The organism is Arsenicicoccus dermatophilus (genome assembly GCF_046267915.1).
Lineage (GTDB): Bacteria > Actinomycetota > Actinomycetes > Actinomycetales > Dermatophilaceae > Arsenicicoccus > Arsenicicoccus dermatophilus_A.
The window spans coordinates 3,267,856-3,290,262 of record NZ_CP176520.1; the positions used below are offsets into that span (position 1 = coordinate 3,267,856).

At 73.2% G+C, this 22,407-nt stretch carries 17 protein-coding genes; 11 read left to right on the forward strand and 6 right to left on the reverse strand.

What is annotated here, in order from left to right; all coding sequences use genetic code 11:
- Positions 1-19: 19 nt before the first annotated feature.
- Positions 20-2,374, reverse strand: a complete 2,355-nt coding sequence (locus ACK2IS_RS15360) for a transglycosylase domain-containing protein (protein WP_409484158.1) — start codon at positions 2,372-2,374, stop codon at positions 20-22.
- Between the two features lie 186 nt (positions 2,375-2,560).
- Between ACK2IS_RS15360 and ACK2IS_RS15365 the strand changes: the two genes are divergently transcribed.
- The 9 genes from ACK2IS_RS15365 (at position 2,561) to ACK2IS_RS15405 (ending at position 12,962) form a co-directional block, all read left to right on the forward strand.
- A complete protein-coding gene (locus ACK2IS_RS15365; protein WP_409484159.1) occupies positions 2,561-3,652 on the forward strand; it encodes an inositol-3-phosphate synthase in 1,092 nt (363 codons plus the stop codon).
- A 71-nt stretch (positions 3,653-3,723) separates the two neighbouring features.
- Complete coding sequence (locus ACK2IS_RS15370; RefSeq protein ID WP_409484160.1) at positions 3,724-4,392, forward strand: GOLPH3/VPS74 family protein; 669 nt, start codon at positions 3,724-3,726, stop codon at positions 4,390-4,392.
- Between the two features lie 124 nt (positions 4,393-4,516).
- Entirely contained in the window at positions 4,517-5,851 is a 1,335-nt protein-coding gene (locus ACK2IS_RS15375; protein WP_409484161.1) for a nucleotide sugar dehydrogenase, read from the forward strand.
- Complete coding sequence (locus tag ACK2IS_RS15380) at positions 5,852-6,475, forward strand: acyltransferase (RefSeq protein WP_409484162.1); 624 nt, start codon at positions 5,852-5,854, stop codon at positions 6,473-6,475.
- Between the two features lie 6 nt (positions 6,476-6,481).
- Complete coding sequence (locus ACK2IS_RS15385) at positions 6,482-7,579, forward strand: DegT/DnrJ/EryC1/StrS family aminotransferase (RefSeq protein ID WP_409484163.1); 1,098 nt, start codon at positions 6,482-6,484, stop codon at positions 7,577-7,579.
- Positions 7,579-8,565, forward strand: a complete 987-nt coding sequence (locus tag ACK2IS_RS15390; protein ID WP_409484164.1) for a Gfo/Idh/MocA family protein — start codon at positions 7,579-7,581, stop codon at positions 8,563-8,565. The genes ACK2IS_RS15385 and ACK2IS_RS15390 overlap by 1 nt, the downstream gene beginning before the upstream one ends.
- Before the next feature lie 175 nt (positions 8,566-8,740).
- Entirely contained in the window at positions 8,741-9,820 is a 1,080-nt protein-coding gene (locus tag ACK2IS_RS15395) for a glycosyltransferase (protein ID WP_409484165.1), read from the forward strand.
- A gap of 170 nt (positions 9,821-9,990) precedes the next feature.
- Positions 9,991-11,169, forward strand: a complete 1,179-nt coding sequence (locus ACK2IS_RS15400) for a glycosyltransferase (protein ID WP_409484166.1) — start codon at positions 9,991-9,993, stop codon at positions 11,167-11,169.
- On the forward strand, positions 11,166-12,962 hold the full coding sequence (locus tag ACK2IS_RS15405; RefSeq protein WP_409484167.1) for an ABC transporter ATP-binding protein: 1,797 nt from the start codon (positions 11,166-11,168) through the stop codon (positions 12,960-12,962). Before ACK2IS_RS15400 ends, ACK2IS_RS15405 begins: the two co-directional genes overlap by 4 nt.
- 70 nt (positions 12,963-13,032) lie before the next feature.
- Here the strand turns inward: ACK2IS_RS15405 and ACK2IS_RS15410 are convergent, their stop codons facing one another.
- Positions 13,033-15,054 carry an acyltransferase family protein gene (locus ACK2IS_RS15410; protein ID WP_409484168.1) on the reverse strand — a complete coding sequence of 674 codons (2,022 nt, stop codon included), beginning with the start codon at positions 15,052-15,054 and terminating at the stop codon, positions 13,033-13,035.
- A complete protein-coding gene (locus ACK2IS_RS15415) occupies positions 15,047-16,036 on the reverse strand; it encodes a hypothetical protein (RefSeq protein ID WP_409484169.1) in 990 nt (329 codons plus the stop codon). The genes ACK2IS_RS15410 and ACK2IS_RS15415 overlap by 8 nt, the downstream gene beginning before the upstream one ends.
- Before the next feature lie 22 nt (positions 16,037-16,058).
- Here ACK2IS_RS15415 and ACK2IS_RS15420 point away from each other — a divergent pair, with 22 nt between their 5' ends.
- Together ACK2IS_RS15420 and ACK2IS_RS15425 are read left to right on the forward strand one after the other, a co-directional pair.
- On the forward strand, positions 16,059-17,243 hold the full coding sequence (locus ACK2IS_RS15420; protein ID WP_409484170.1) for a glycosyltransferase family 1 protein: 1,185 nt from the start codon (positions 16,059-16,061) through the stop codon (positions 17,241-17,243).
- Positions 17,240-18,283, forward strand: a complete 1,044-nt coding sequence (locus ACK2IS_RS15425) for a glycosyltransferase (RefSeq protein WP_409484171.1) — start codon at positions 17,240-17,242, stop codon at positions 18,281-18,283. Before ACK2IS_RS15420 ends, ACK2IS_RS15425 begins: the two co-directional genes overlap by 4 nt.
- 23 nt (positions 18,284-18,306) lie before the next feature.
- Here the strand turns inward: ACK2IS_RS15425 and ACK2IS_RS15430 are convergent, their stop codons facing one another.
- The 3 genes from ACK2IS_RS15430 to ACK2IS_RS15440 form a co-directional block, all read right to left on the reverse strand.
- Entirely contained in the window at positions 18,307-19,527 is a 1,221-nt protein-coding gene (locus ACK2IS_RS15430; RefSeq protein ID WP_409484172.1) for an acyltransferase, read from the reverse strand.
- Positions 19,527-20,591 carry a non-hydrolyzing UDP-N-acetylglucosamine 2-epimerase gene (gene wecB / locus ACK2IS_RS15435; RefSeq protein WP_409484173.1) on the reverse strand — a complete coding sequence of 355 codons (1,065 nt, stop codon included), beginning with the start codon at positions 20,589-20,591 and terminating at the stop codon, positions 19,527-19,529. Before wecB ends, ACK2IS_RS15430 begins: the two co-directional genes overlap by 1 nt.
- A gap of 75 nt (positions 20,592-20,666) precedes the next feature.
- Complete coding sequence (locus tag ACK2IS_RS15440) at positions 20,667-22,175, reverse strand: CCA tRNA nucleotidyltransferase (protein ID WP_409485688.1); 1,509 nt, start codon at positions 22,173-22,175, stop codon at positions 20,667-20,669.
- Positions 22,176-22,407 lie beyond the last annotated feature (232 nt).

Genomic DNA, 22,407 nt, shown 5'->3' on the forward strand with positions numbered 1-22,407 from the left:
CGGGCGACGGGAGGGGCCGTCAGCCGTGAGCGGTCGTCGCCACCGGCTTCCCCGGATCCGGCGCGGGCGGAGCCGGCTCCGGCGGACCGGGCTGGGGCGGAGCCGGCTCCGGCGGACCGGGCTGGGGCGGAGCCGGCTCCGGCGGAGCAGGCTGGGGCGGGGCGGGCTGCGGGTCCTGACCCGTCGCCGTCGCCGTCGCCGTGGGGCGACGGCCGTGTCGCGTACGGGTCGGCCACGGCGTCGGCCCGTCGGAGGGGCGGGACGGCGAGGGGCGGTCCGTGGGACGCGTCGAGCCGTCGGTCCACCCGCCGTCGCCGGTGCTGGCGTCGGGGCCGTCGGGGCCGGCGGGGGTGCTGGTCCCCTCAGGACCTGGGGCGTTCCCGTCCCCCGTCGCGCCGGGGTGCGGGGACGTGGAGAAGTTCTTGCGGCCGTCGTCGTTGACACCGACCCGCTCCGGGAAGCTCGCCCTGTCCTGGCCGTCGAGGGCCTCGCGCATGAAGGCCGTCCAGATCGGCACGCAGTACTTGTAGCCGCCGACGTTGCGCCCGAGGGGCTCGTTGCCGGTGCCGTCGGCCTGCGGCTTGTAGATCGCGCACCCCGCTGCGAGCTGGGGGGTGTAGCCGATGAACCACACCTCCTTGTGGTCCTCGGCCGTGCCGGTCTTGCCCGCGGCCGGGCGGCGCAGGCGCTGCGCCTTGACGGCCGTGCCCTCGGTGATCGGGTGGGTCAGCGCCTCGGTCGTGTCGATGGCGATGTCCTTGTCGATCGTCTGCTTGGACTCGGTGGACGCGGTGTAGTCCACCTCGCCGTCGACGCTCTTGACCGTCCGGATCAGGTGCGGCGTGGCGCGGCGCCCCTGCGCGGCGATCGTGGCGAAACCGTTGGTGTTGTCCAGGACCGAGGGGGTCGCCGTGCCGAGGGTGTTGGTGAGGTTGTCCTGCAGCCCGACCGCGGGGGTGGCGGGTATGCCGGCCTGGAGGGCGGCCTTCTTGGTCGCGGCCGGCCCGATCTTCTCGTTGATCCGGATGAACGCGGTGTTCACGGAGTCCGCCAGCGCGGCGCGGATGTCGATGAAGCCGTACTGCTGGTTGTACTCGTTCTCGACCTTGTCCTCCGTGGCCGGGCCGTACTGGTAGGGGGAGGACCCGGACACGCGCGACCGGGTCGAGAAGCCCGACTCCAGGGCCGCGACGGTGGTGTAGGCCTTGAACGTCGACCCCGCGGACAGGTGGGCGTCCACGGCGTTGTTGAAGGGGCGCTTGCGGAAGTCCTCCCCGCCGTACAGCGCCTGGATCTCACCGGTCCCGGGCTTGATCGCGCTCATGCCGGTCTGCGCCCCGGGGATGTCCTCGGACGCGCCGTACTCGTGGATCGCCGAGATCATGGCGTCCTGCTGCCGCTTGTCGATCGTCGTCACGATCCGCAGCCCACCGGTCTTGACCTGGTCGTCGTCGAGCCCGGCCAGCCCGGTGAGCTCCTTGGTGACCATGTCCACGAGGTAGCCGCTGGTGCCACCGGTGATCTCGATCGGCTTGCGCCGCATCACCGTGGGGTAGGTCGCGGCCGCCCGCTGCGCGGGGGTCAGCCAGCCCTCCTGCGCCATGCCGTCCAGGATCCAGGCGACACGCTCCTTGCTGCGGGCGAGGTTCTTAGCCGAGCGGGAGGGGTCGTAGAGCGCCGGGCCCTTGATGACCGACGCCAGGAGCGCCCCCTCGGCGGGGTCGAGCTGGGAGACGTCCTTGGCGAAGTACGCCCGGGAGGCGGCCTGGACCCCGCTCGCGCCGCGACCGAAGTCGATGGTGTTGAGGTAGTCCTGCAGGATCTGGTCCTTGCTCCGCTGCTGGTCGAGCTTGACCGAGAGGATCAGCTCCTTGAGCTTGCGCTGCATGGTCTGGTCGCGGGTCAGGAAGGTGTTCTTGACGTACTGCTGGGTGATCGTGGAACCACCCTGGGTCTGACCGCCCTGCAGCGCCACCTTGACGGCCCGCCCGATGCCGCTCGGGGAGATGCCGTTGTTGCTGTAGAACGACCGGTCCTCCGCCGCGAGGAAGGCGCGCTGCACGTGCAGGGGGATGCGCTTCAGCGGCACGTTCTCCCGGTTGGTGCCGCCGGAGAGACGGCCCATCTCGGTCTTGCCGTCCGCGAAGTAGACCGTGGAGATCTGCGCCTTGGTGGCGGGATTGGCCTCCGGGATCTCGGTGACGGAGTAGAGGTAGCCGAACGCCGCCACCCCGGCCAGACCGATCAGGACGACCAGCAGCACGAGCCACCCGAGGAGCCGGGCCCACAGGGGGCGACGACGCCGCGCGCTGGGGCCGTCGGTGCGCCGCGCGCCGCGGATGGGGGCGCCGTCGGCGCTGGTGGCTGGGGTCACGAGCTCTCCTTCGGGGGGCACCTGGCGTGATCACAGGTCGGTCCAGTATGCCGACCCAACCTGGGCGTCTCGTGCCTGACGCCCGATCTGCGCAGCGCACCGCACCTCCACCCAGGTGTGGACGCCCACGGGTCGAGCATGACAAAGTGGCCCTTTGTCATGTCACTCTCGACGAGGAGAACTCCCATGCCAGCAGTGCGCGTCGCCGTCGTCGGCGTCGGCAACTGTGCGACGTCCCTGATCCAGGGCGTCCACTACTACAAGGACGCCGACCCCCAGGAGTCCGTGCCGGGCCTGATGCACGTCCAGTTCGGCGACTACCACGTGCGCGACGTGCAGTTCGTGGCGGCCTTCGACGTGGACGACAAGAAGGTCGGCAAGGACCTGTCCGAGGCGATCAACGCCTCGGAGAACAACACGATCAGGATCTGCGACGTCCCGACCCTCGGCGTGGAGGTGCAGCGCGGCCCCACCCTGGACGGGCTGGGCAAGTACTACCGGATGACCATCGACGAGTCCTCGGCCGAGCCGGTCGACGTCGTCCAGGTCCTCAAGGACAACCAGGTCGACGTGCTCGTGTCCTACCTGCCGGTGGGCTCGGAGGAGGCCGACAAGTTCTACGCCCAGTGCGCGATCGACGCGGGCGTGGCCTTCGTCAACGCCCTGCCCGTCTTCATCGCCAGCGACCCGGAGTGGGCGGCGAAGTTCACCGAGGCCGGCGTCCCGATCATCGGCGACGACATCAAGTCCCAGGTGGGCGCCACCATCACCCACCGGGTGATGGCCAAGCTGTTCGAGGACCGTGGGGTCACCCTGGACCGGACCTACCAGCTCAACGTCGGCGGCAACATGGACTTCAAGAACATGCTCGAGCGCGAGCGCCTGGAGTCCAAGAAGGTCTCCAAGACCCAGGCCGTCACGTCCAACCTGACGGGCTCGCTCGCCGGCAAGACCGACGACCGCAACGTGCACATCGGCCCGTCGGACTACGTCGCCTGGCTCGACGACCGCAAGTGGGCCTACGTCCGCCTGGAGGGGCGCGCCTTCGGCGACGTGCCGCTGAACCTGGAGTACAAGCTAGAGGTCTGGGACTCGCCCAACTCCGCCGGCATCATCATCGACGCGATCCGGGCGGCCAAGATCGCCAAGGACCGTGGCATCGGCGGACCGCTGCTGTCCCCCGCGGCATACCTGATGAAGTCGCCCCCGGAGCAGCGCCCCGACGAGGAGGGCCGCGCGCGCGTGGAGGCCTTCATCGCGGGCAGCGAGCCCCGCTGACCCGGCGGGTGATGCGTGGCAGCGGGCGCTGATCCGCTGCGTGGGCAGGAGCAGGGGTCTACGGTCGGAGCATGCAGCTCGCCGAGGAACTCCTGCTCCTGCTCACGGACGACGAGACCGGCCTCATGGCGGTCCCCGAGCGGGTCCTCGACCTCGCCGTCGCCGGCGGTGCGCTGAGCGAGCTCGGCGCGGTGGAGCGGGTCCGCGTCGTCGACGAGCACGAGCACGTGACGGGCTCCCTGGGCGAGCCGGTGCGGTCCGGCCGCCTGGTGATCGACGACGAGGTCGAGCACCAGCCCGACCCGGTGCTGGACGCTGCGCTCGAGGGCTTCCGCGGGATGCAGGGACGCAAGCTCACCAACGTGCTGCCCATCCTCGGCCGGTCGCTGTATCCCCTGCTGCACCGCGACCTGGAGGCCAAGGGCGTCCTGCGTCGCGAGGCCCCGACCCAGCGGTCCATGGTCCCGCGCACCACCTGGGTCGCTGTGGACTCCAGCCACGAGAACGAGGTCCGTGCGCACATCGCCGACGTGCTGGTGCGGCACGCCGATCCCGACGACCGGGCCCGGCACCTGATCGGCCTGCTGCACGCCGTCGACGGACTGCTCGTCGCGCTGCCCGAGCTGGAGGCGGACCGGGAGACCGCGCTGCGGACCGCCCTGGAGGTGCGCTCGCTGACCGACGTGCACGGCCCGTGCGGCCGGGTGCTCGCCGCGGTGGACGAGCTGATGGGGCACTGACCGCTCCCCCCGGACCCGGGCCGAGCCGCCGGCTCCCCCGCCGCGCAGGGGCGGGGTGCCCCGGCGCGCCGGACGCGTGCGTCTAGGATCGACGCGAACCACCGCCACGCGCCCGAGGAGTCTCGTGAAGATCACCGTCGTCGGTCTCGGCAAGATCGGCCTGCCGCTCGCCGTCCAGTTCGCCAGGTCGGGGCACGAGGTGATCGGCGCCGACGTGTCCCAGCGGGTCGTCGACCTCGTCAACGAGGGCACCGAGCCCTTCCCCGGCGAGGCGCACCTGCAGGAGTACCTCACCGAGGTGGTTCCCGCCGGCCGGCTGACCGCCTCCACCGACACCGCCGCCGCCGTCCGCGAGTCGGACGCCGTGGTGGTCGTCGTCCCGCTGTTCGTCGACGAGGAGGCCCGCCCCGACTTCGGGTGGATGGACTCCGCCACCGACGACATCGCCCGCGGCCTGGACAAGGACCGCCGGACCCTCGTGATCTACGAGACCACGCTGCCCGTCGGCACCACCCGCACCCGCTGGAAGCCCCGCCTCGAGCAGGGCTCCGGGCTGGTCGAGGGCCAGGACTTCCACCTCGTGTTCTCCCCCGAGCGGGTCCTGACCGGGCGCGTCTTCGCCGACCTGCGCAAGTACCCCAAGCTGCTCGGCGGGCTGTCGGCCGAGGGCGCCCGCCGGGCCACCGCGTTCTACGAGCAGGTGCTGGAGTTCGACGAGCGCCCCGACCTGCCGCGCGGCAACGGCGTCTGGGACCTCGGCTCGGCCGAGGCCGCCGAGATGGCCAAGCTCGCCGAGACGACCTACCGCGACGTCAACATCGGGCTGGCCAACCAGTTCGGCCGGTTCGCCGCCGCCCACGGCATCGACGTCTACCAGGTCATCGAGGCCGCCAACTCCCAGCCCTACTCGCACATCCACCGGCCTGGCATCGCCGTCGGCGGCCACTGCATCCCGGTCTACCCACGGCTCTACCTGTGGAACGACCCCGACGCCACCGTCGTGCGGGCGGCCCGGGAGGCGAACGCCTCGATGCCGGCATACACCGTGGGTCTGGCCGCCGGAGCGCTCGGCGGATCGCTGGCGGGCACCAAGGTCGCCGTCCTCGGCGCGTCATACCGCGGCGGGGTCAAGGAGACGGCCTTCTCGGGGATCTTCGGGACCGTCGAGGAGCTCACCCGCCAGGGTGCGGTCGTCGCCGTGCACGACCCGATGTACTCCGACGAGGAGATCGAGCGCTTCGGCTGGACGCCCTACCACCTCGGCGAGCAGGTCGACCTGGCCGTCGTCCAGGCGGACCACCGGGAGTATGCCGGTCTGAGCGCGCGCGACCTCCCGGGCGTGAAGGTCGTCGTCGACGGCCGCAGGATCCTCGACCAGGCGGGCTTCGACGGCGTCCGCCTCCTCACCGTGGGGACCGCCGAGCACGTCGGCGGGCTCCCCGAGACCAAGGAGAGCTGAATGACTCGCGACAACGTCCGCATCGTCGACTCCGCCGACGTCGCCGACAACGCGCAGATCGGCGAGGGCTCGAGCATCTGGCACCTCGCCCAGGTGCGCGAGGACGCCGTGCTGGGCACCGGCTGCATCATCGGCCGCGGCGCCTACGTCGGCACCGGCGTGCAGCTGGGCGACAACTGCAAGCTGCAGAACTACGCCCTCGTCTACGAGCCCGCCCGCCTCGAGGACGGCGTCTTCGTCGGCCCCGCCGTCGTCTTCACCAACGACCACTACCCTCGCTCGATCTCCCCGGACGGCACCCTCAAGCGGGGCGACGACTGGGAGGCCGTGGGGGTGACCTGCAAGCAGGGCGCCTCCATCGGCGCCCGCAGCGTCTGCGTCGCCCCCGTCACCATCGGCCGCTGGGCGCTGGTGGCCGCCGGGTCAGTGGTGGTCAAGGACGTGCCCGACTTCGCCCTGGTCGCGGGTGTGCCTGCCAAGCGGCTGCGCTGGGTCGGCAAGGCCGGGGTCCCCCTGGAGCAGACCGGCGAGGACGAGTTCACCTGTCCGCAGACGGGTGAGAAGTACATCCAGAACGGTGAGACCCTCACCGAGGCCTCTGCGGCCACGACCGAGACGGAGTAAGAGAACATGGCTGATTTCATCCCCCCGGCAAAGCCGCTGATCGGTGAGGAGGAGATCGAGGCCGTGGCGCGCGTCATGCGCTCCGGCATGATCGCCCAGGGCCCCGAGGTCGCTGCCTTCGAGAAGGAGTTCTCCGAGCACTTCACGCTCGGCCGCGCCTGCGTCGCCGTCAACTCCGGCACGTCCGGCCAGCACATCGGCATGCTCGCCGCGGGCGTCAAGGCCGGCGACGAGGTCCTCGTGCCGTCGTTCACCTTCGCCGCGACCTGCAACTCGGTCGCGCTGACCGGTGCGACGCCGGTCTTCGCGGACATCGACGCCGACGACTTCTGCCTGTCGCCCCGGGCGATCGAGGCCGCCATCACCGACAAGACCGTCGGCATCATGCCCGTCCACCTCTACGGCCACCCGGCCAAGATGGACCAGATCGTCGAGATCGCCGCGAAGCACGACCTGCAGGTCTTCGAGGACGCCGCGCAGGCGCACGGCGCCTCGCTGCACGGCACCCCCGTCGGGTCCTTCGGCACCTTCGGCATGTTCTCGCTCTACCCCACCAAGAACATGACCTCGGGCGAGGGCGGCATGATCAGCATCGCCGACCCCGAGATCGAGCGCCGCGCCCGCCTCTACCGCAACCAGGGCATGCTGCAGCAGTACCACAACGAGGTCGTGGGCCTGAACAACCGGATGACGGACATCCACGCCGCCATCGGCCGCGTCCAGCTCACCAAGGTCGACGCCTGGACCGCCAAGCGCCAGGAGAACGCCGCGTTCCTGTCCTCCCACCTGGAGGGCGTCACCCCGCCGCCGGTCGCCGACGGCGCCGTGCACGTCTACCACCAGTACACGATTCGCGTGGCCGACGACCGGGACGGCCTGGCCAAGGCCCTCAAGGAGGAGTACGCCATCGGGTCCGGCATGTTCTACCCCGTGCCCAACCACCAGCTCAAGCCCTTCGCCGGCACCACCGACGACGCCCAGCTCCCGGAGACCATGAAGGCCGCCCGCGAGTGCCTGTCCCTCCCGGTCCACCCCTCGCTCAGCCAGGATGACCTCGAGCGCATCGTCACCGCGGTCAACACCCTCGCCAAGGCTGGTGCGTGATGGCAGACCTGCGCGCCGGCCTCATCGGCCTCGGCATGATGGGCCGCCACCACGCCCGCGTCCTCGGCTCCCTCGAGGGCGTCGAGCTCGTCGCCGTGGCCGACCCTGCCGGTGACGTGCACGGCGTCGCCGCCGGCCGTCCGGTCCTGTCCAGCATCGACGAGCTCATCGAGCAGAAGCTCGACTACGTCATGGTCGCCGCCCCCACCGGGCTGCACGAGGAGATCGGCCTCACGCTCGCCGCCGCCGGCGTGCACTGCATGGTCGAGAAGCCCCTCGCCCACGACACCGCGTCCTCCGAGCGCCTGGCCAAGGCCTTCGCGGACGCCGGGCTCGTCGGCGCCGTCGGCCACATCGAGCGCTACAACCCCGCCCTCCAGCAGGCTCGCGCCCGCATCGAGGCAGGCGACCTGGGTGACCTCTACCAGGTGGCCACCCGCCGCCAGGGTCCCTTCCCGGGGCGGATCGCCGACGTGGGGGTCGTCAAGGACCTCGGCACGCACGACATCGACCTGACCGCGTGGGTCACCCAGCAGACCTACACCTCGGTGTCGGCCCGCACCACCACGCGCTCGGGCCGGCCCCACGAGGACATGGTCGCCGCCGTCGGCCAGCTCTCCAAGGGCACCATCACCTCCCACCTGGTCAACTGGCTGTCGCCCCTCAAGGAGCGCACCACGGTCATCACCGGTGAGAAGGGCGCCTTCGTCGCCGACACCCTGCACGCCGACCTGACGTTCTACGCCAACGGCTCCGTGCAGACCACCTGGGACGACGTCTCCCGCTTCCGGGGCGTCTCCGAGGGTGACATGGTGCGCTTCGCCTTCGCCAAGCCCGAGCCGCTGCGCACCGAGCACGAGCAGTTCCGCGACGCCGTCCTCGGCAAGGACGCGGACATCGTGACGATGCAGCAGGGTCTGGCCACGGTGAAGGTCGCGGAGGCGATGATCGAGTCGGCCAGGACCGGCACCGTGATCACCTTCTGAGTCTGCCCCGACCCACCTGACGCCCGCCGGTCGCCCGACCGGCGGGCGTCGGCATACCCCCGCCGCCGTCTCTTCCCCGGTTCGCCACCAGGGGCACGTGGCGAGATTCGCGCGGCGTGTCGCCACCACGTGCCACTAGTGGGTGGGCGGGGCGGAGGGTGGAAGGATGGCGCCCGTGAGCACGAGCACCGTCGACGTCGTCATCGCCGTCCACCGCACCGACCGGCCGGTGGGTCGGGCCGCCGCGAGCGTGCTGGCGGGCGCCGGCCCGGGCATCCGCCCGCTCGTCGTCGGCCACGGCCTGGACGTCGACGCCGTGCGCGACCTGCTGCCCGAGCACGTCCGCGACCGCACCCGCGTCATCAGCCACGTCGACGGGATCCCCGCGCCGGGCGGCCCCTTCAACGCCGGGCTGGACGCCAGCGAGGCGACCTACGTCGCGGTCATGGGCAGCGACGACACCGTGGAGCCGGGAGCCGTCGAGGCCTGGCGGGCCATCGCCGACGAGCACCGCAGCGACGCCGTCGTCGCCCGGGTCGTCCACTCCACCGGTGGCGTCCTGCGCACCCCGCCCGTGCGGACCCTGCCGCTGCGCGGGCGCGACCTGGACCTGGCCCGGGACCGCCTCGCCTATCGCACCGCACCGCTGGGCCTGATGCGCACGGTGACCCTGCGCGAGCACGAGATCCGGCTGACGGAGGGCTTCGCCACCGGCGAGGACCTGGCGTTCTCCACCCGGCTGTGGTCGCTCGGGCGCCGGCTGCGGTATGCCGCGGACGCGCCGGCCTACGTCATCGGCCACGACGCCCAGGAGCGGATCACCACCTCGGTGCGCCCGGTGGCCGACGACCTCGCCGCCGTGATGGACCTGGTGCGGCGGCCGTGGTTCGCCGGGCTGCCGGTCGCCCACCGGACGGCCGTCGGCGTGAAGCTGCTGCGCATCCACCTCTTCGGGATCGCGGCCTATCGCGAGCGGGTCACCGCCTGGACGCCCGAGGACCGGGTCGCCGCCCGGGACGGGGCACGCGCCGTGCTGGTGGCCGCCCCGCACGCGCTGCAGGCCCTGTCGGTCGCCGAGCGCCGACTGCTGGACGCCCTGCTCGATCCCTCGATCCCGGCGGCCCGGCTGGTGGTGGCCTCGCAGGCGCGGCGACGGCACGGGCTGCCGGCCACGCTGGTGACGCCGCAGCCGGAGCACCTGCTGGGCGCCCAGGCCCCGCTGCGGCTGATGGTGGCCTCGCTGCTGATGCGCTGAGGCGCCTGGGTCGGCCCTCAGGCCCGGTGCCGTCGAGCCGGGGCTCGAGCCTCGCGGCACGGCATCGCCGTGCCCCCGGCGCCGTGCCGCCAGCCCCTCCCCGAGCGCCCGCCGCCTGCTCCAGGCGGGCCTGCAGATGGTCCCCACCCCGCACACCTACGATGGGGGCCATGCGTCGACCCCTCGTGCGAGTGACCTCCCGACTGTTCTCCCCGGAGGTCGCGGCAGGGGCCTTCCGACAGCGCCGGCTCGCCGACGCCTTCGCCGCCCTGGGCTGCGAGGTGGAGGTGCTCACCTCGACCCCCGCGCCCGGCTCCCCCGCCGGCGACGACGGTGCCCTGCGGGTGTCCCGCTGGCCCGCCCTGCGCGACGACAACGGCGTGATCCGTGGCTACCTGCCCTACCTGTCCTACGACCTGCCGCTCGCCGTGCGCACCCTCCTGCGGGGCCGTCCGGACCTGTACGTCGTGGAGCCGCCGCCCACGACCGGGGCGGTCATGCTCGCGGTCTCCCGGCTGCAGCAGGTCCCCTACGTCTGGTATGCCGCGGACGTCTGGTCCGACGCGGCCGGCTCCGCCGGGGCACCCGCTCCCGTGGTCGCCGGGCTGCGCCTCGTCGAGCGGACCGTGCTGCGCGGCGCCGCCGTCGTGCTGTCCGTGTCCGACGCGGTGACCGACCGGCTCGTCGAGCTCGGGGTCCCCCGCGAGCAGGTCATCACGGTGGGCAACGGGGTGGATACCGCGGTGTTCACGCCCGAGGGCCCACGGCAGGAGAGCGACGAGCCCTACCTCGTCTACACCGGCACGATGAGCGAGTGGCAGGGCGCGGGAGTCTTCGTCGAAGCCCTCGCCGAGCACCGTCGCCGCGGCGGCCGCTGCCGGCTGGTCTTCCTCGGCCAGGGCAGCGAGCTGACCGCCCTCAAGGAGCTGGCCGCCCGGCTGGTCCCGGGCGCCGTCGACTTCCCCGGCGTGGTCGCCCCCGAGGTCGCCGCCCGCTACCTGCGCGGCGCCACGGCGGCGCTGGTGTCCATCAAGCCGGGCCTCGGCTACGACTTCGCCCGCCCCACCAAGATCTACGCCGCCACGGCCACCGGCACCCCGGTGATCTTCGCCGGGGCGGCCGACGCCGCCGGAGCCGAGCTGGTGCGCAGCGAGCGGCTGGGGCTGGCGGCGGAGTTCACGCCGACGGCGATCGCCGTCGCCATGGACTCGGTGACCACGCCCTTCGGCATACCGGACCGGGAGCACCTGGTGACCTGGACCCGGACGCACGCCTCGCTGACCGCGCGGACCCAGGACGCCGCGGTCGCCGTGATCGCGCGCCTGCGCGGAGCCGGGGCCCGCGCATGAAGAACCTCGGCCCCACCATCCGCCGGCTGCTCACGCTGCTGCCCCCCGGCGCCCGGCGCTACCTCGGCTTCTTCGCGATCACCTCCGCGGCGCTCACGCTGCTGGACACCGCCGCCCTGGCGATGATGGCCCTCGTCCTGCAGCCGCTGATGAACACGTCCGGTGGCGGCGTGCCCCGGGTCAGCGGCATCCCCCTCCTCGGCACCGTCGAGGGGTCCGCCGTGGCCTGGCTGCTGCTCGCCGCCGGGACCCTGATGATCGTCAAGGCCCTGCTGGTCCTGGGGCTGCAGTTCCACTCCACCAGGACCTTCGAGACCTACGAGCTGTCCATCGGCCGCCAGCTCTTCCAGGCGTACATCCGCTCGCCGTGGACCGAGCGACTCAAGCGCTCCTCCACCCAGCTCGCGTCGCTCGCCGACGTGGGCCTGGCCAACATGATCGCCGGGGTGCTCCTGCCCGCGGCGCAGCTGCCCACCGAGATCGTCACCATGCTGTCGGTCACCACGATCATCCTGGTGCGCGACCCGCTCACCGCCTGCCTCACCGTGGCCTACCTGGGGGTGATCGCGCTGGTCATCTACGCCTGGGTCGGCCGGCAGGCCCGCATCGCCGGGCGGGTCAACCGGGACTCCGCGCTGCACATGAACCAGCTGATGGCCGAGATGGTCTCCGCCCTCAAGGAGATCACGCTGCGGGACAAGTCCGACGAGATGGGCGACCAGATCCACGCCGTGCGGCGTCGGGTCACCCGCTCCCGCGCCAACATCCGCTTCCTCACCGCCGTGCCGAAGTTCGCGACGGACATCGCGCTCGTGGGCGGGCTGCTGCTGATCGGCGGCGCGAACTACGTCCGTGCGGGGATGCCCGCCGCGATGGCGTCGCTCGCGCTCTTCGGCATCGCCGGCTTCAAGATCATCCCGTCGATCACCCGCCTGCAGAACTACGTCACCTCCATCGAGGCCAACGCACCCTTCGCCGACACGATCATCGAGGACGTGCGCTCGGCCGAGGGCTACCTGCGGACCTATCGCGAGGTCGGCCACCAGCCGCTCGCCGAGACGCCGCGCGAGCTCACCCTCGGCGACGTGGGGTTCACCTATCCCGGCTCTGACCGGCCCGCCGTCAGCGACGTCGACCTGCGGGTTCCCATGGGCTCGTCCCTGGCTCTGGTCGGTGGCTCGGGTGCGGGCAAGTCGACCCTCGTCGACCTGCTGCTCGGCCTGATCACCCCGACCCACGGCCGGATCGCCATCGACGGGGACTGTCTCGAGGACGTGCTGCACGCCTGGCGGGAGCGGGTGGGCTACGTCCCGCAGGAGGTCACGCTCTTCGACGGCACCATCGCCCAGAACGTGGCGCTCACCTGGTCCGAGCACGTCGACGAGACCCGGGTGCGGTCCGCGCTCGCCCGGGCGCAGCTGCTGGACATCGTCGAGGCGCGACCGGGGGGCATCCACGGCCGGATCGGCGAGCGCGGCCTGACCCTGTCGGGCGGGCAGCGCCAGCGCCTCGGGATCGCGCGGGCGCTGTATGTCGAACCCCTCGTCCTCGTCCTGGACGAGGCCACGTCCGCCCTGGACACCGCGACCGAGGAGGCGGTCTCCCAGGCGATCCGGGAGATGCACGGCGAGGTCACCGTCGTCGCGGTGGCCCACCGCCTGTCCACGATCCGCCACTCGGACCAGGTGTGCTTCATGCAGGACGGACGGATCGCCGCGCGCGGGACCTTCGACGAGGTGGTGGCGGCGTCGCCGCAGTTCGCCGAGCAGGCCCGCCTGGCCGGTCTCGCCTGACCCGACCTACCGGCGGTGGTCGGATCCGCCTGCTCACTTCTCCCCGGCGAGTCCGACCACCGCCGGTAGGTCAGCGGGGGCGGGCCGCCATGGCCCGGTCCAGGAGGGCCCCGGCGACCACGGCCCGGGTCTGCGGGTCGTCGAAGTGGCTCCCGTCCCGCCGCGCCGGCACGCCCCCGGCCACCCGGTCGTCGCAGGGCGCCTTGGCATCGTGGCAGTAGACGTCGTCGATGGCGATCTGCCGGGTGCGGCGGTCCTGGTTCACCACGTCGGCCACCAGGTCGTTCCAGGTGTGCCGAAGCTCGTCGTGGTGGACCAGCCGGTCCAGGAAGGGGTGGCACCGCTGGGGCGTGCACCGGCTGCGGATGCCCACGCCCACCCGGTCGGTCTGCACCAACACCACGGTGGCGCCGTGGGCGGTGAGGTCCCCGATCCGGGTGCGCAGGTCCCGACGCTGCACGTCCCAGAAGGACCGGTCCGTGACCCGCACCAGGGTCGCGCCGTCATACCGGTCCGCCAGCTCGTAGCGCGACCACCAGATGACGGTGCCCGGGTGGTAGGTGTCCACGGCGGTGCGGATCTTGTCCGGCACCGAGAGGCAGTTCAGGCCCATCTTCTCACCGGGGGAGATCTCGGTGTGCGCGCCCAGCGGCGAGCAGCCGCCCGCGGTCGCGGAGACCAGGGTGAGCCCACGCCGGTCGGCGGCCGCCGCCAGGTCCGTGAGCAGCCGTTGGGGCACCGAGTCGCCGACCACGAGCACGACCTTGTCCCCGGGCGGTGCGGGGAGGCGGACGACGCCGTTGATCGCGGCCGACGCGGGGGTGCCGCCGAGCACCGCGGCGGCGAGGGCGAGGGCCCCCACGATCCCGGCGCTGGACGTCAACGTGCGCCGAGGCGTGAGCCGGCGGCTCAGGCTGCCGTCGCGGACCGGCAGCTCCACCAGGTGGTATGACGCGGCGGCGAGCAGCACCGACAGGACCACGACGGCGACGGCCCGCCAGGGCGCGAAGCCCTCGCCGGGCAGCCAGCAGGCCACCGGCCAGTGCCACAGGTAGATCCCGTAGGAGATGCGCCCCAGGTAGGACACCGGGGGCAGCGCCAGCACCGTCGACAGGCCGGGGACCTCGCCGCGGGCGAGCGCGACGATGACCGCGGCCGACAGCAGCGAGAAGATGATGGCGCCCGACCCGAAGTACCACGGGCTCGGGCCGGCGGAGTCCCCGAGCTGCGGGATGGCGAGCACCAGCCCGACGGCACCGATCCACCCGACGACCGGCGCGGCGCGGCGGGCCAGCTGCCCCGCACGGGGATCGGCGAGCAGCACGGCGACCAACGCCCCGAGCAGGGGCTCGAAGGCCTTGGTGTCCGAGCCCATGTAGGCCCGGTCGGTGGCGCCGGAGCCCGCGACCCGGACGAACAGCACGGCGGACGCGACGGCCAGCACGACACCGACGGCGAGGACCGCCCGGCGGGCCCGCCCGGGGTGGCCCCGGCCGAGCAGGTGCCAGGTGGCGGCGAGGACGAGCGGCCACACCAGGTAGAACTGCTCCTCCACGGCCAGCGACCACATGTGCAGCAGCGGCGACGGGGCGCCCTGCGCCGCGAAGTAGCCCGCGGACTCGATGAAGTGCCAGTTCGCGGCATACAGGCTGGTCCACCACAGGTCGGCCCCGAGGGAGGGGCGGCGGTATGCCGGAGCCAGGGTCATCGACCACACGAGGACCGCGAGGCACACCAGCAGGGCAGCGGGCAGGAGCCGCTTGAACCGCCGCGACCAGAAGCTCGACAGCCCTGCGCCCCGCCCGCGCATCAGCCCCCGGACCAGCCCGGCGGTGATGAGGTAGCCCGAGAGGACGAAGAACAGGTCGACCCCGAGGAAGCCGCTGTGCATCCCGGGCACCTCGGCGTGGAAGAGGACGACGAGGAAGACCGCGATGGTGCGCAGGCCGTCGAGCGCGTCGAGCCGGCCGCCGTGCTGGGGCCGGGTGTCGCGCCGCGAGAGCCCCGTGGCGGCGGTCTGCGTCTGGTCGGGCGCCCCCGTCGGGGTCTCGTCGGGCGCCGCGGTCACGTCCTGGTCGAGGGACTCAGCCACGAACGGCCGCCTGGTAGGTCGCGACGAGGCGCGGGATGACAGGGTCGGCGACGTGGCGCTCGGCCACCCAGGTGCGGGCGCCCAGGCGGGCGGAGGCGGCGGCCGGGTCGGCGAGGGCGTCGCGGACCTGCGCCACGACCTCGTCGACCGTGCCCTCGAGCACCGGCGGCGTGGTGCCGTCGTCGGGCCGCGGGATGCGGGCGCCGAGGATCGCGGTGGGCACCCCGATGGCCATGGCCTCGAACTCGCTGACCCCGAGCACGTCCCGGGCCTGGCCGACCGCGACGTGGGCCGTGGCCAGCAGCCGCAGGTAACCCGCGTGGTCGGTGCGCGGCAGCAGCTCGACGAGCTCGCCGGCCCGCGCCGCGTGCGCGCCCCAGTCCAGGCCGACGAGACGGGCCTCGGGCAGGGCCCGACCGAGCGCGCGGGCCAGCTCGAGGTTGGCGGCCGCCCCCTTGACGTCGTCCCAGCGCGAGGCGAAGACGACGGTGGGGCGGGGGGCGGGGGTCCAGGCGGGCAGCCGGGTGAGGTCGACGAAGGCCGGGAGGTACTCCGCGTCGGCGCGGGCCGTCGTGGCCTGCTCGACGGTGTCGAGGTTGGTGTAGTAGACGTGGGCGGCCTCGTCGATGCCGCGCCGGATCTCGTCGTGGAAGCGCGGGTCCTGCCACTGCTCGCGGATGTCGGTGCCGTGCAGCGTCAGGACGTAGGGCCGGCGGGGGATCCCCCGCTCGCGCAGCAGCCGCGCGGTGGTGCCGTAGTGCACGTGCACGACGTCGGCGCGCCCCACGTGCAGCGCCCGGTCCGCGACGAACCGCGCGTAGGTGGCCTTGGCCAGGAGCGGGTTGGCGGGCACGGTCGCGGGGCGCACCCGCTCGGGCGGGAGGTAGTCCCAGCGGCGTCCGGTGCGGGCGGCGGCGTCGACGAGCTGTCGCGCCACGTAGGCACAGTCGTTGAGGTGCAGGATGCGCGGCTCGTCGGTCACCCGCCTAGCCTACGAGGCCCGGGTGACCGCCCCGCCATACCGCCTCGACGAGGTGCCCGGCCCCGGCTGCCACAATGGGCGCATGGCCCGCCCCTCGCTGCTGATCATCTCCTTCTCCGGGCTGCGGTCCGACGCGCGCGTCCTCAAGCAGATCCGCCTGTTCACGCCGCAGTACGACGTGACGACGGTGGGCTACGGGGAGGCGCCGGAGGGCGTGGTGGACCACGTGCGGATCCCGGACGAGCTCGTCTACTGGCGCTATCCCCGGCCGCTGGTGCTGGCGCGACAGTTCGCCCTGGCCTACTGGCGCAACCCGGTCGTGGCCTACCTGCGCGGCGTCCTGCCCAGGGGCGCCTACGACGTGGTCCTGGCCGACGACGTGGACACCGTCCCGCTCGCGCTGTCGCTGCGGGCCCGCAAGGGCGTCCACGCCGACCTGCACGAGTACGCCCCGCGGATGAAGGAGGACGTCACCCGCTGGCGGCTGTTCGTGGCGCCGCTGATGACCTGGCTGTGCGCCCGGCACGTCACCTGCGCCGACTCGGTGACCACCGTGGGCCGCGGCATCGCCGAGGAGTACCGCACGGTCTTCGGGATCGACGCGCAGGTCGTCACCAATGCCTCGCCGGCCGCGGACCTCGCCCCGACGCCGGTGCACGAGCCGATCGCCCTGGTCCACGCCGGTCAGGCCCGCCCCGACCGCTACCTCGAGCTGATGATCGACGCGGTGCGGCTCGCGTCCCGGCCGTTCACGCTCGACTTCTACCTCACCGGCGAGGACGAGGCCTATCGCGCGACGCTCGCCGAGCGGGCGGCGGGCCTGGACGGGGTGCGGATCCATCCGGCGGTGCCCTACGACCGGCTGCTCGCCGTGCTCAACGACCACGACGCCGGGATCTACGTCCTGCCCCCGGTCAACTTCAACAACCGCTGGGCCCTGCCCAACAAGTTCTTCGACTTCGTCCAGGCCCGGCTGGCGCTCGTGCTCTCCCCCTCGCCGGAGATGGCCGGGATCATCCGCGAGCACGGCCTCGGCGTGGTCACCGAGGACTTCACCGCGCAGTCCCTCGCCGCCGCGCTCGACACGCTGACCCCCGAGTCGGTCGCCGGCTTCAAGGCCGCCTCGCACGCCGCCGCCCGAGCCCTGTCCGCCGAGGAGCAGGTGCAGGTGTGGGACCGCGCGATCGCCGCGCTGATGGCCCGATGACCGCCCTCGCCGTCGGGCCGGCCAACTACGCCGGTCAGGCGAGCGCCTGGGCCGCGACGGTGCGGCGCACCCTGGGGGTCCCGGCCTGGTGCTTCGCGCGCACCGAGGGCTTCGCCTTCCCCGTCGACCGCCGTATGCCGGCCCGCGGCGGCGCCCTGTCGCGGCGGGTGCCGGTGAGCGACCCGGCCGTGGCCCCGGGGTGGGCGGGCGCCACCCACGTCGCCCTCGACGGCTTCCTCGCACTGTCGGGTGGTCAGGTCGCCGGGCGACCGGACCGGGACCTGGCCGAGCTCGCGGCCGCCGGGGTCCGCCCGGCACTGGTCGCGCACGGCTCGGACGTGCGCGACCCGCTCGGCCACGCGCTGCGGGTGCGACACTCGTGGTTCCGCTCCGCAGGGGTGCCCTATCTCGCGCTCGGCGCGGCCGCGGTCGCCCGCAACCGGGCCGTGCTGCGCGGCTTCGACGGGCCGGTCTTCGTCTCCACCCCGGACCTGCTCCACGACGTGCCCCGCGCGACCTGGCTGCCGCTGACCGTCGACCTGACCCCGTGGGCGGGGACGGCACCGGCCTTCGCCGGCGACCGGCTCCCCCGGGTGCTGCACCTGCCGAGCCGTCGTCGTCCGGCGATCAAGGGCACCGACGTCATCGACCCGGTGCTGCGCGGGCTCGCCGCGGAGGGGCTGTGCGACTACCTCGCTCCCGACCACATGCCGCACGCCGAGCTCGTCGCGCTGATCACGGACGTCGACGTGGTGGTCGACCAGATCCTGTGCGACTCCTACGGCACGACCGCGGTGGAGGCCATGGCGGCCGGGCGGCTCGTGGTCGCCTCGGTGCTCGGGTCGCGGGACCTGGTCGACGACGAGATCCCCGTCGTCGACGCCACCCCCGCCGACCTGGACGCCGTGCTGCGCCGCGTGCTCACCGACCGGGACGGCTCCGCCGAGCGCGCGGCGCAGGGCCCGGCCTACGTCGCCCGCCACCACGACGGCCGGGCCGCGGCCGAGGCGCTGCGCCCCTGGCTCGGCGTCCCCGCCTGACCCGGACCGGCCGCGGGAGAGCCTCAGAAGACCCGCCGCACGACCGGGACCCGCCGGGCCGCCAGGGTCAGGGCCGTCGAGATCACCACGATCAGCAGCAGCCGCAGCACCAGGTCCGGCCCGGACAGCACCGGCGCGCCGAGGATCCCGAGCTTCATGAGGGTCCACATCACCATGACGTGGCAGGCATAGATGCCGAGCGACGCGACGGCGAGCGGGTTGACCCACCGCACCACGCCGGGTCGGGCGAGCAGCGCCAGCGCGCCGCCGGGGCGGATGGTCGACCGGGCGACGAGGAAGGCGCAGACCGCGCCCCCCACGACGCTGCCGCCGTAGTAGCTGACGGGCAGCAGCTGGTCCAGGCGGGGAGCCAGGCCGGGGTCGGCGTACTGCCAGCTCACCAGCGTCGGCAGACCGACGGCGAGCAGCCCCGCGACCAGGAGGGCGACTCCGCGCAGCACCACGTCCCGCAGGGCCCACCCCAGCACGAAGAGCCCGAGGTAGCAGACCCACCAGGTCCAGGGGGTCTCCACGGCCACCGCCTGGGTCGCGCGCCACGACCGGGTCGCGGAGGAGAGCACCGGTATGGCGGCGAGCGCGGCGCCGGTCAGGACCTGCTCGCGGCGGCCGGCCTGGGCGAGCCACCGGATCAGGACGGGCGCCATCAGGCTCAGCCCGAGCACGATCCACAGGAAGTACAGGTGCGGCGCCAGTCGGCCGGTGAGGATCCGCTGGACGACGTCCCGGGTCGTCAACGGCTCGGGATACCACCACAGCTGGAGGAAGGCGACGTAGGCCAGGTGCCACACGACGATGGCCGGCACCGTCCGCAGCACCCGCTTGCGCAGGTAGTGCCCGGTCCCGCGGAAGCTCGCCGGATCCAGGGTCAGGGCCCCGGAGACCATGACGAAGACCGGCACCGCCACGCTGAACGGCAGGTCCAGCGCCACGCCCAGCAGGTGCGCGGGCCGGTGGTCGCCCGCCCGCGCGGCCGTGGCGTTGGCCCCGGCGTTGTGGATGGAGATCACGCCCAGGATGGCGACGAGACGGACCCAGGCGACCCAGGCGAGCGGCGGCCGGGAGGGGGCGGCGGACGCGCCGGGCCCCGTCGGAGCGGGGTCCGTCGATGCCGGTCCCGACGGCTCGGGGGCGTGGCGGTCGCGGGTGGGCGCGGTCCGGGCCGAGCCGGGCACGACCGAGGATCCATCGGCCGGGGAGACGAGGGTGTCGGTGTCCGGGCTCATCAGCGGGCGTGCTGCTGGAGCTCCCGGACCACCCGGGCCGCCGCCCGGCCGTCACCGTAGGGTGCGGCCTCGGTCGGTGCCGGGGCCGGCCGGTCGACGTCCCGGGCGAGGGTGGCAGGGTCGGCGACCAGGACATTCCACCCGAGGTCGACGGTCTCGACCCACTCGGTCTCGGTGCGCACGGTCGTGCACGGCACCCGCAGCAGGAAGGCCTCCTTCTGCAGACCACCGGAGTCGGTGATGATCCCGGCCGATCCCATGACCGCCCGGACGAGCTGCGGATAGGGCAGGGGGTCGGCGACCACGACGGACCCGGCACCCAGGTCGATGCCGTGCTCCTGGGCCTTGGCCCGCAGCCGCGGGTGCGCCAGGAGCAGGGTGGGCACGTCGAGGGAGGCGAGGTTGTCCACGATGGTGCGCAGGGTGGCCGGGTCGTCGGTGTTGTCCGCCCGGTGGAGCGTGGCCACCCGGAAGGGGCGGGTCGGGTCGATGCCCCTGGGCACCTGGATCTCGTCGCCCGCGACCCGGTCGCGCACCTGGTGCAGCACGTCGGTCATCACGTCGCCCACGAGCACGGCGCGGTCGGTGATGCCCTCGTCGGCGAGGTGGCGCATGGCAACCTCGGTGGGCGCGAGGCACAGGTCGGCGGCGTGGTCGGTGAGCACCCGGTTGTGCTCCTCCGGCATACGCCGGTTGAACGACCGCAGGCCCGCCTCCAGGTGGGCGAGCGGGACGTGCATCTTGACCGCGGAGAGCGTGCCGGCGAGCGTGGAGTTGGTGTCGCCGTAGACGAGCACCCAGTCGGGCCGGTGCTTCTCCAGCACCCCGTCCATCCCCGCAAGCATGGCGCCGGTCTGGCGGCCGTGGGTCCCGGAGCCGACCGTGAGGTTCTCGTCCGGCGCCGGGATCCGCAGCTCCTCGAAGAACGAGTCGCTCATGGCGTGGTCGTAGTGCTGACCGGTGTGGACGATGACGTGCTCGACGCCGGCGTCCGCCATGGCGTGGGCGATGGGCGCGAGCTTGACGAACTGCGGGCGGGCTCCGACGACGCTCAAGATCTTCACGCGGACAGCCTAACGGGAGTGGTCTCGCCCCTCGGACGGCCCACGCCCGCGGGGCGCTGTTTCACGTGAAACCGCTCAGCCTCGGGACTCGGGCTGCTCCGCCCACCACGCACGCAGCCGCTGCTCGGCCGCCTCGCGACCGATGGGCCCCTCGTCCAGCCGGACGGCCAGCAGGTGCTTGTAGGCCCTGCCCAGCACCGGCCCGGGCCGGATGCCGAGCACCTCGGCGATCTCGTTGCCGTCGAGCTCGGGACGGACGGCGGCCAGCTCCTCCTGGGCCTGCAGCCGCTCGATCCGCCGCTCCAGGTCGTCGTAGGTGCGGCGCAGCCGGGCGGCCTTGCGGGCGTTGCGGGTGGTGCAGTCGGCGCGGGTGAGCAGGTGCAGGCGCGAGAGCAGCGGACCCGCGTCCGTGACGTAGCGACGCACGGCGGAGTCGGTCCACTCGCCGTCGCCATACCCGTGGAAGCGCAGGTGCAGCTCGATCAGCCGGCTGACCGCCCTGGTCGTGTCCTTGTCGAAGCGCAGCGCCTTGAGCCGCTTGCTCGCCAGCCGGGCGCCCACGAGCTCGTGGTGGTGAAAGCTCACGCCGCCGTCCGGCTCGAAGCGGCGGGTGGCGGGCTTGCCGATGTCGTGCAGCAGGGCCGCGAGGCGCAGGACCAAATCAGGCCGGACGACGGGGCCCCCGTCGGCGACCTCGGGCTCGTCCGCGCCACGGGCGGGCGCCTCGGCCAGCTCGAGGTCCATCGCCTGCTGGAGCACGGTGAGCGAGTGCTCGTAGACGTCCTTGTGCCGCTTGTGCTCGTCGACGGTGGCCTTCATGGCGGGCAGCTCCGGCAGCATGATCTCGGCCAGGCCGGTGTCGACGAGGACCTCCAGGCCGGCGCGGGGCCGGTCGGTGAGGAGTAGCTTGACCAGCTCGTCACGGATCCGCTCGGCGGAGATCATCCGCAGCGAGTCCGCCCGCCGGACCATCGCCGCCCGCACCTCGTCGTCGAGAGCCAGTCCCAGCTGCGCCACGAACCTCGCCGCCCGCATCATCCGCAGCGGGTCGTCCCCGAAGGACTCCTCGGGGGTGCCCGGGGTGCGCAGCACGCCGCGCGCCAGGTCGCCCAGCCCGTCGTGGGGGTCGACGAAGGTCATCTCGGGCAGCCGCAGCGCCATGGCGTTGACGGTGAAGTCCCGCCGGACCAGGTCGTCCTCGAGGGTGCTGCCGTAGGACACCTCGGGCTTGCGGGTCGTGCGGTCGTAGGCGTCCTTGCGGTAGGTCGTGATCTCGACCTGCCAGCCGTCCTTGCGCGCCCCGATGGTCCCGAAGGCCCGCCCGACGTCCCACAGCGCGTCGCCCCAGCCTCGCAGCAGCCGCTCGGTCTGCTCCGGCCGGGCGCTGGTGGTGAGGTCCAGGTCGGTGGACACCCGGCCGAGGACGGCGTCGCGGACCGGGCCGCCGACCAGGGCCAGCTCGTGCCCCGCCGCGGCGAACCTCTCGCCCAGCTCGCCCAGGAGTCCGGAGACGGGCCCGAGGTGGCGCGCCGCGACGGCGAGCAGCTCGGGCCCGTCGGGCGGGGTGGGCTGCGGGTCGCGCAGCGGGTCGGGGGTGGTGGTGGGTCCAGGCACAGCACCCCACCTTAGGAGAGTCCACCGGGGGGCGGGCAGCCCGGCACCGCAGCCCGGCCACGGCGCAGCCCGGCACCGCGAGCGGGGGCCGCGACTGCTGGGTGCGAACGGTCATCACTCATCGTCACCTGGGTTCGCCCCGACGTGGCGGCAGGCGCCCTCCCAGGGGTACTCGTTAGAGTGCTGGGGTGTCCAGTCCCTA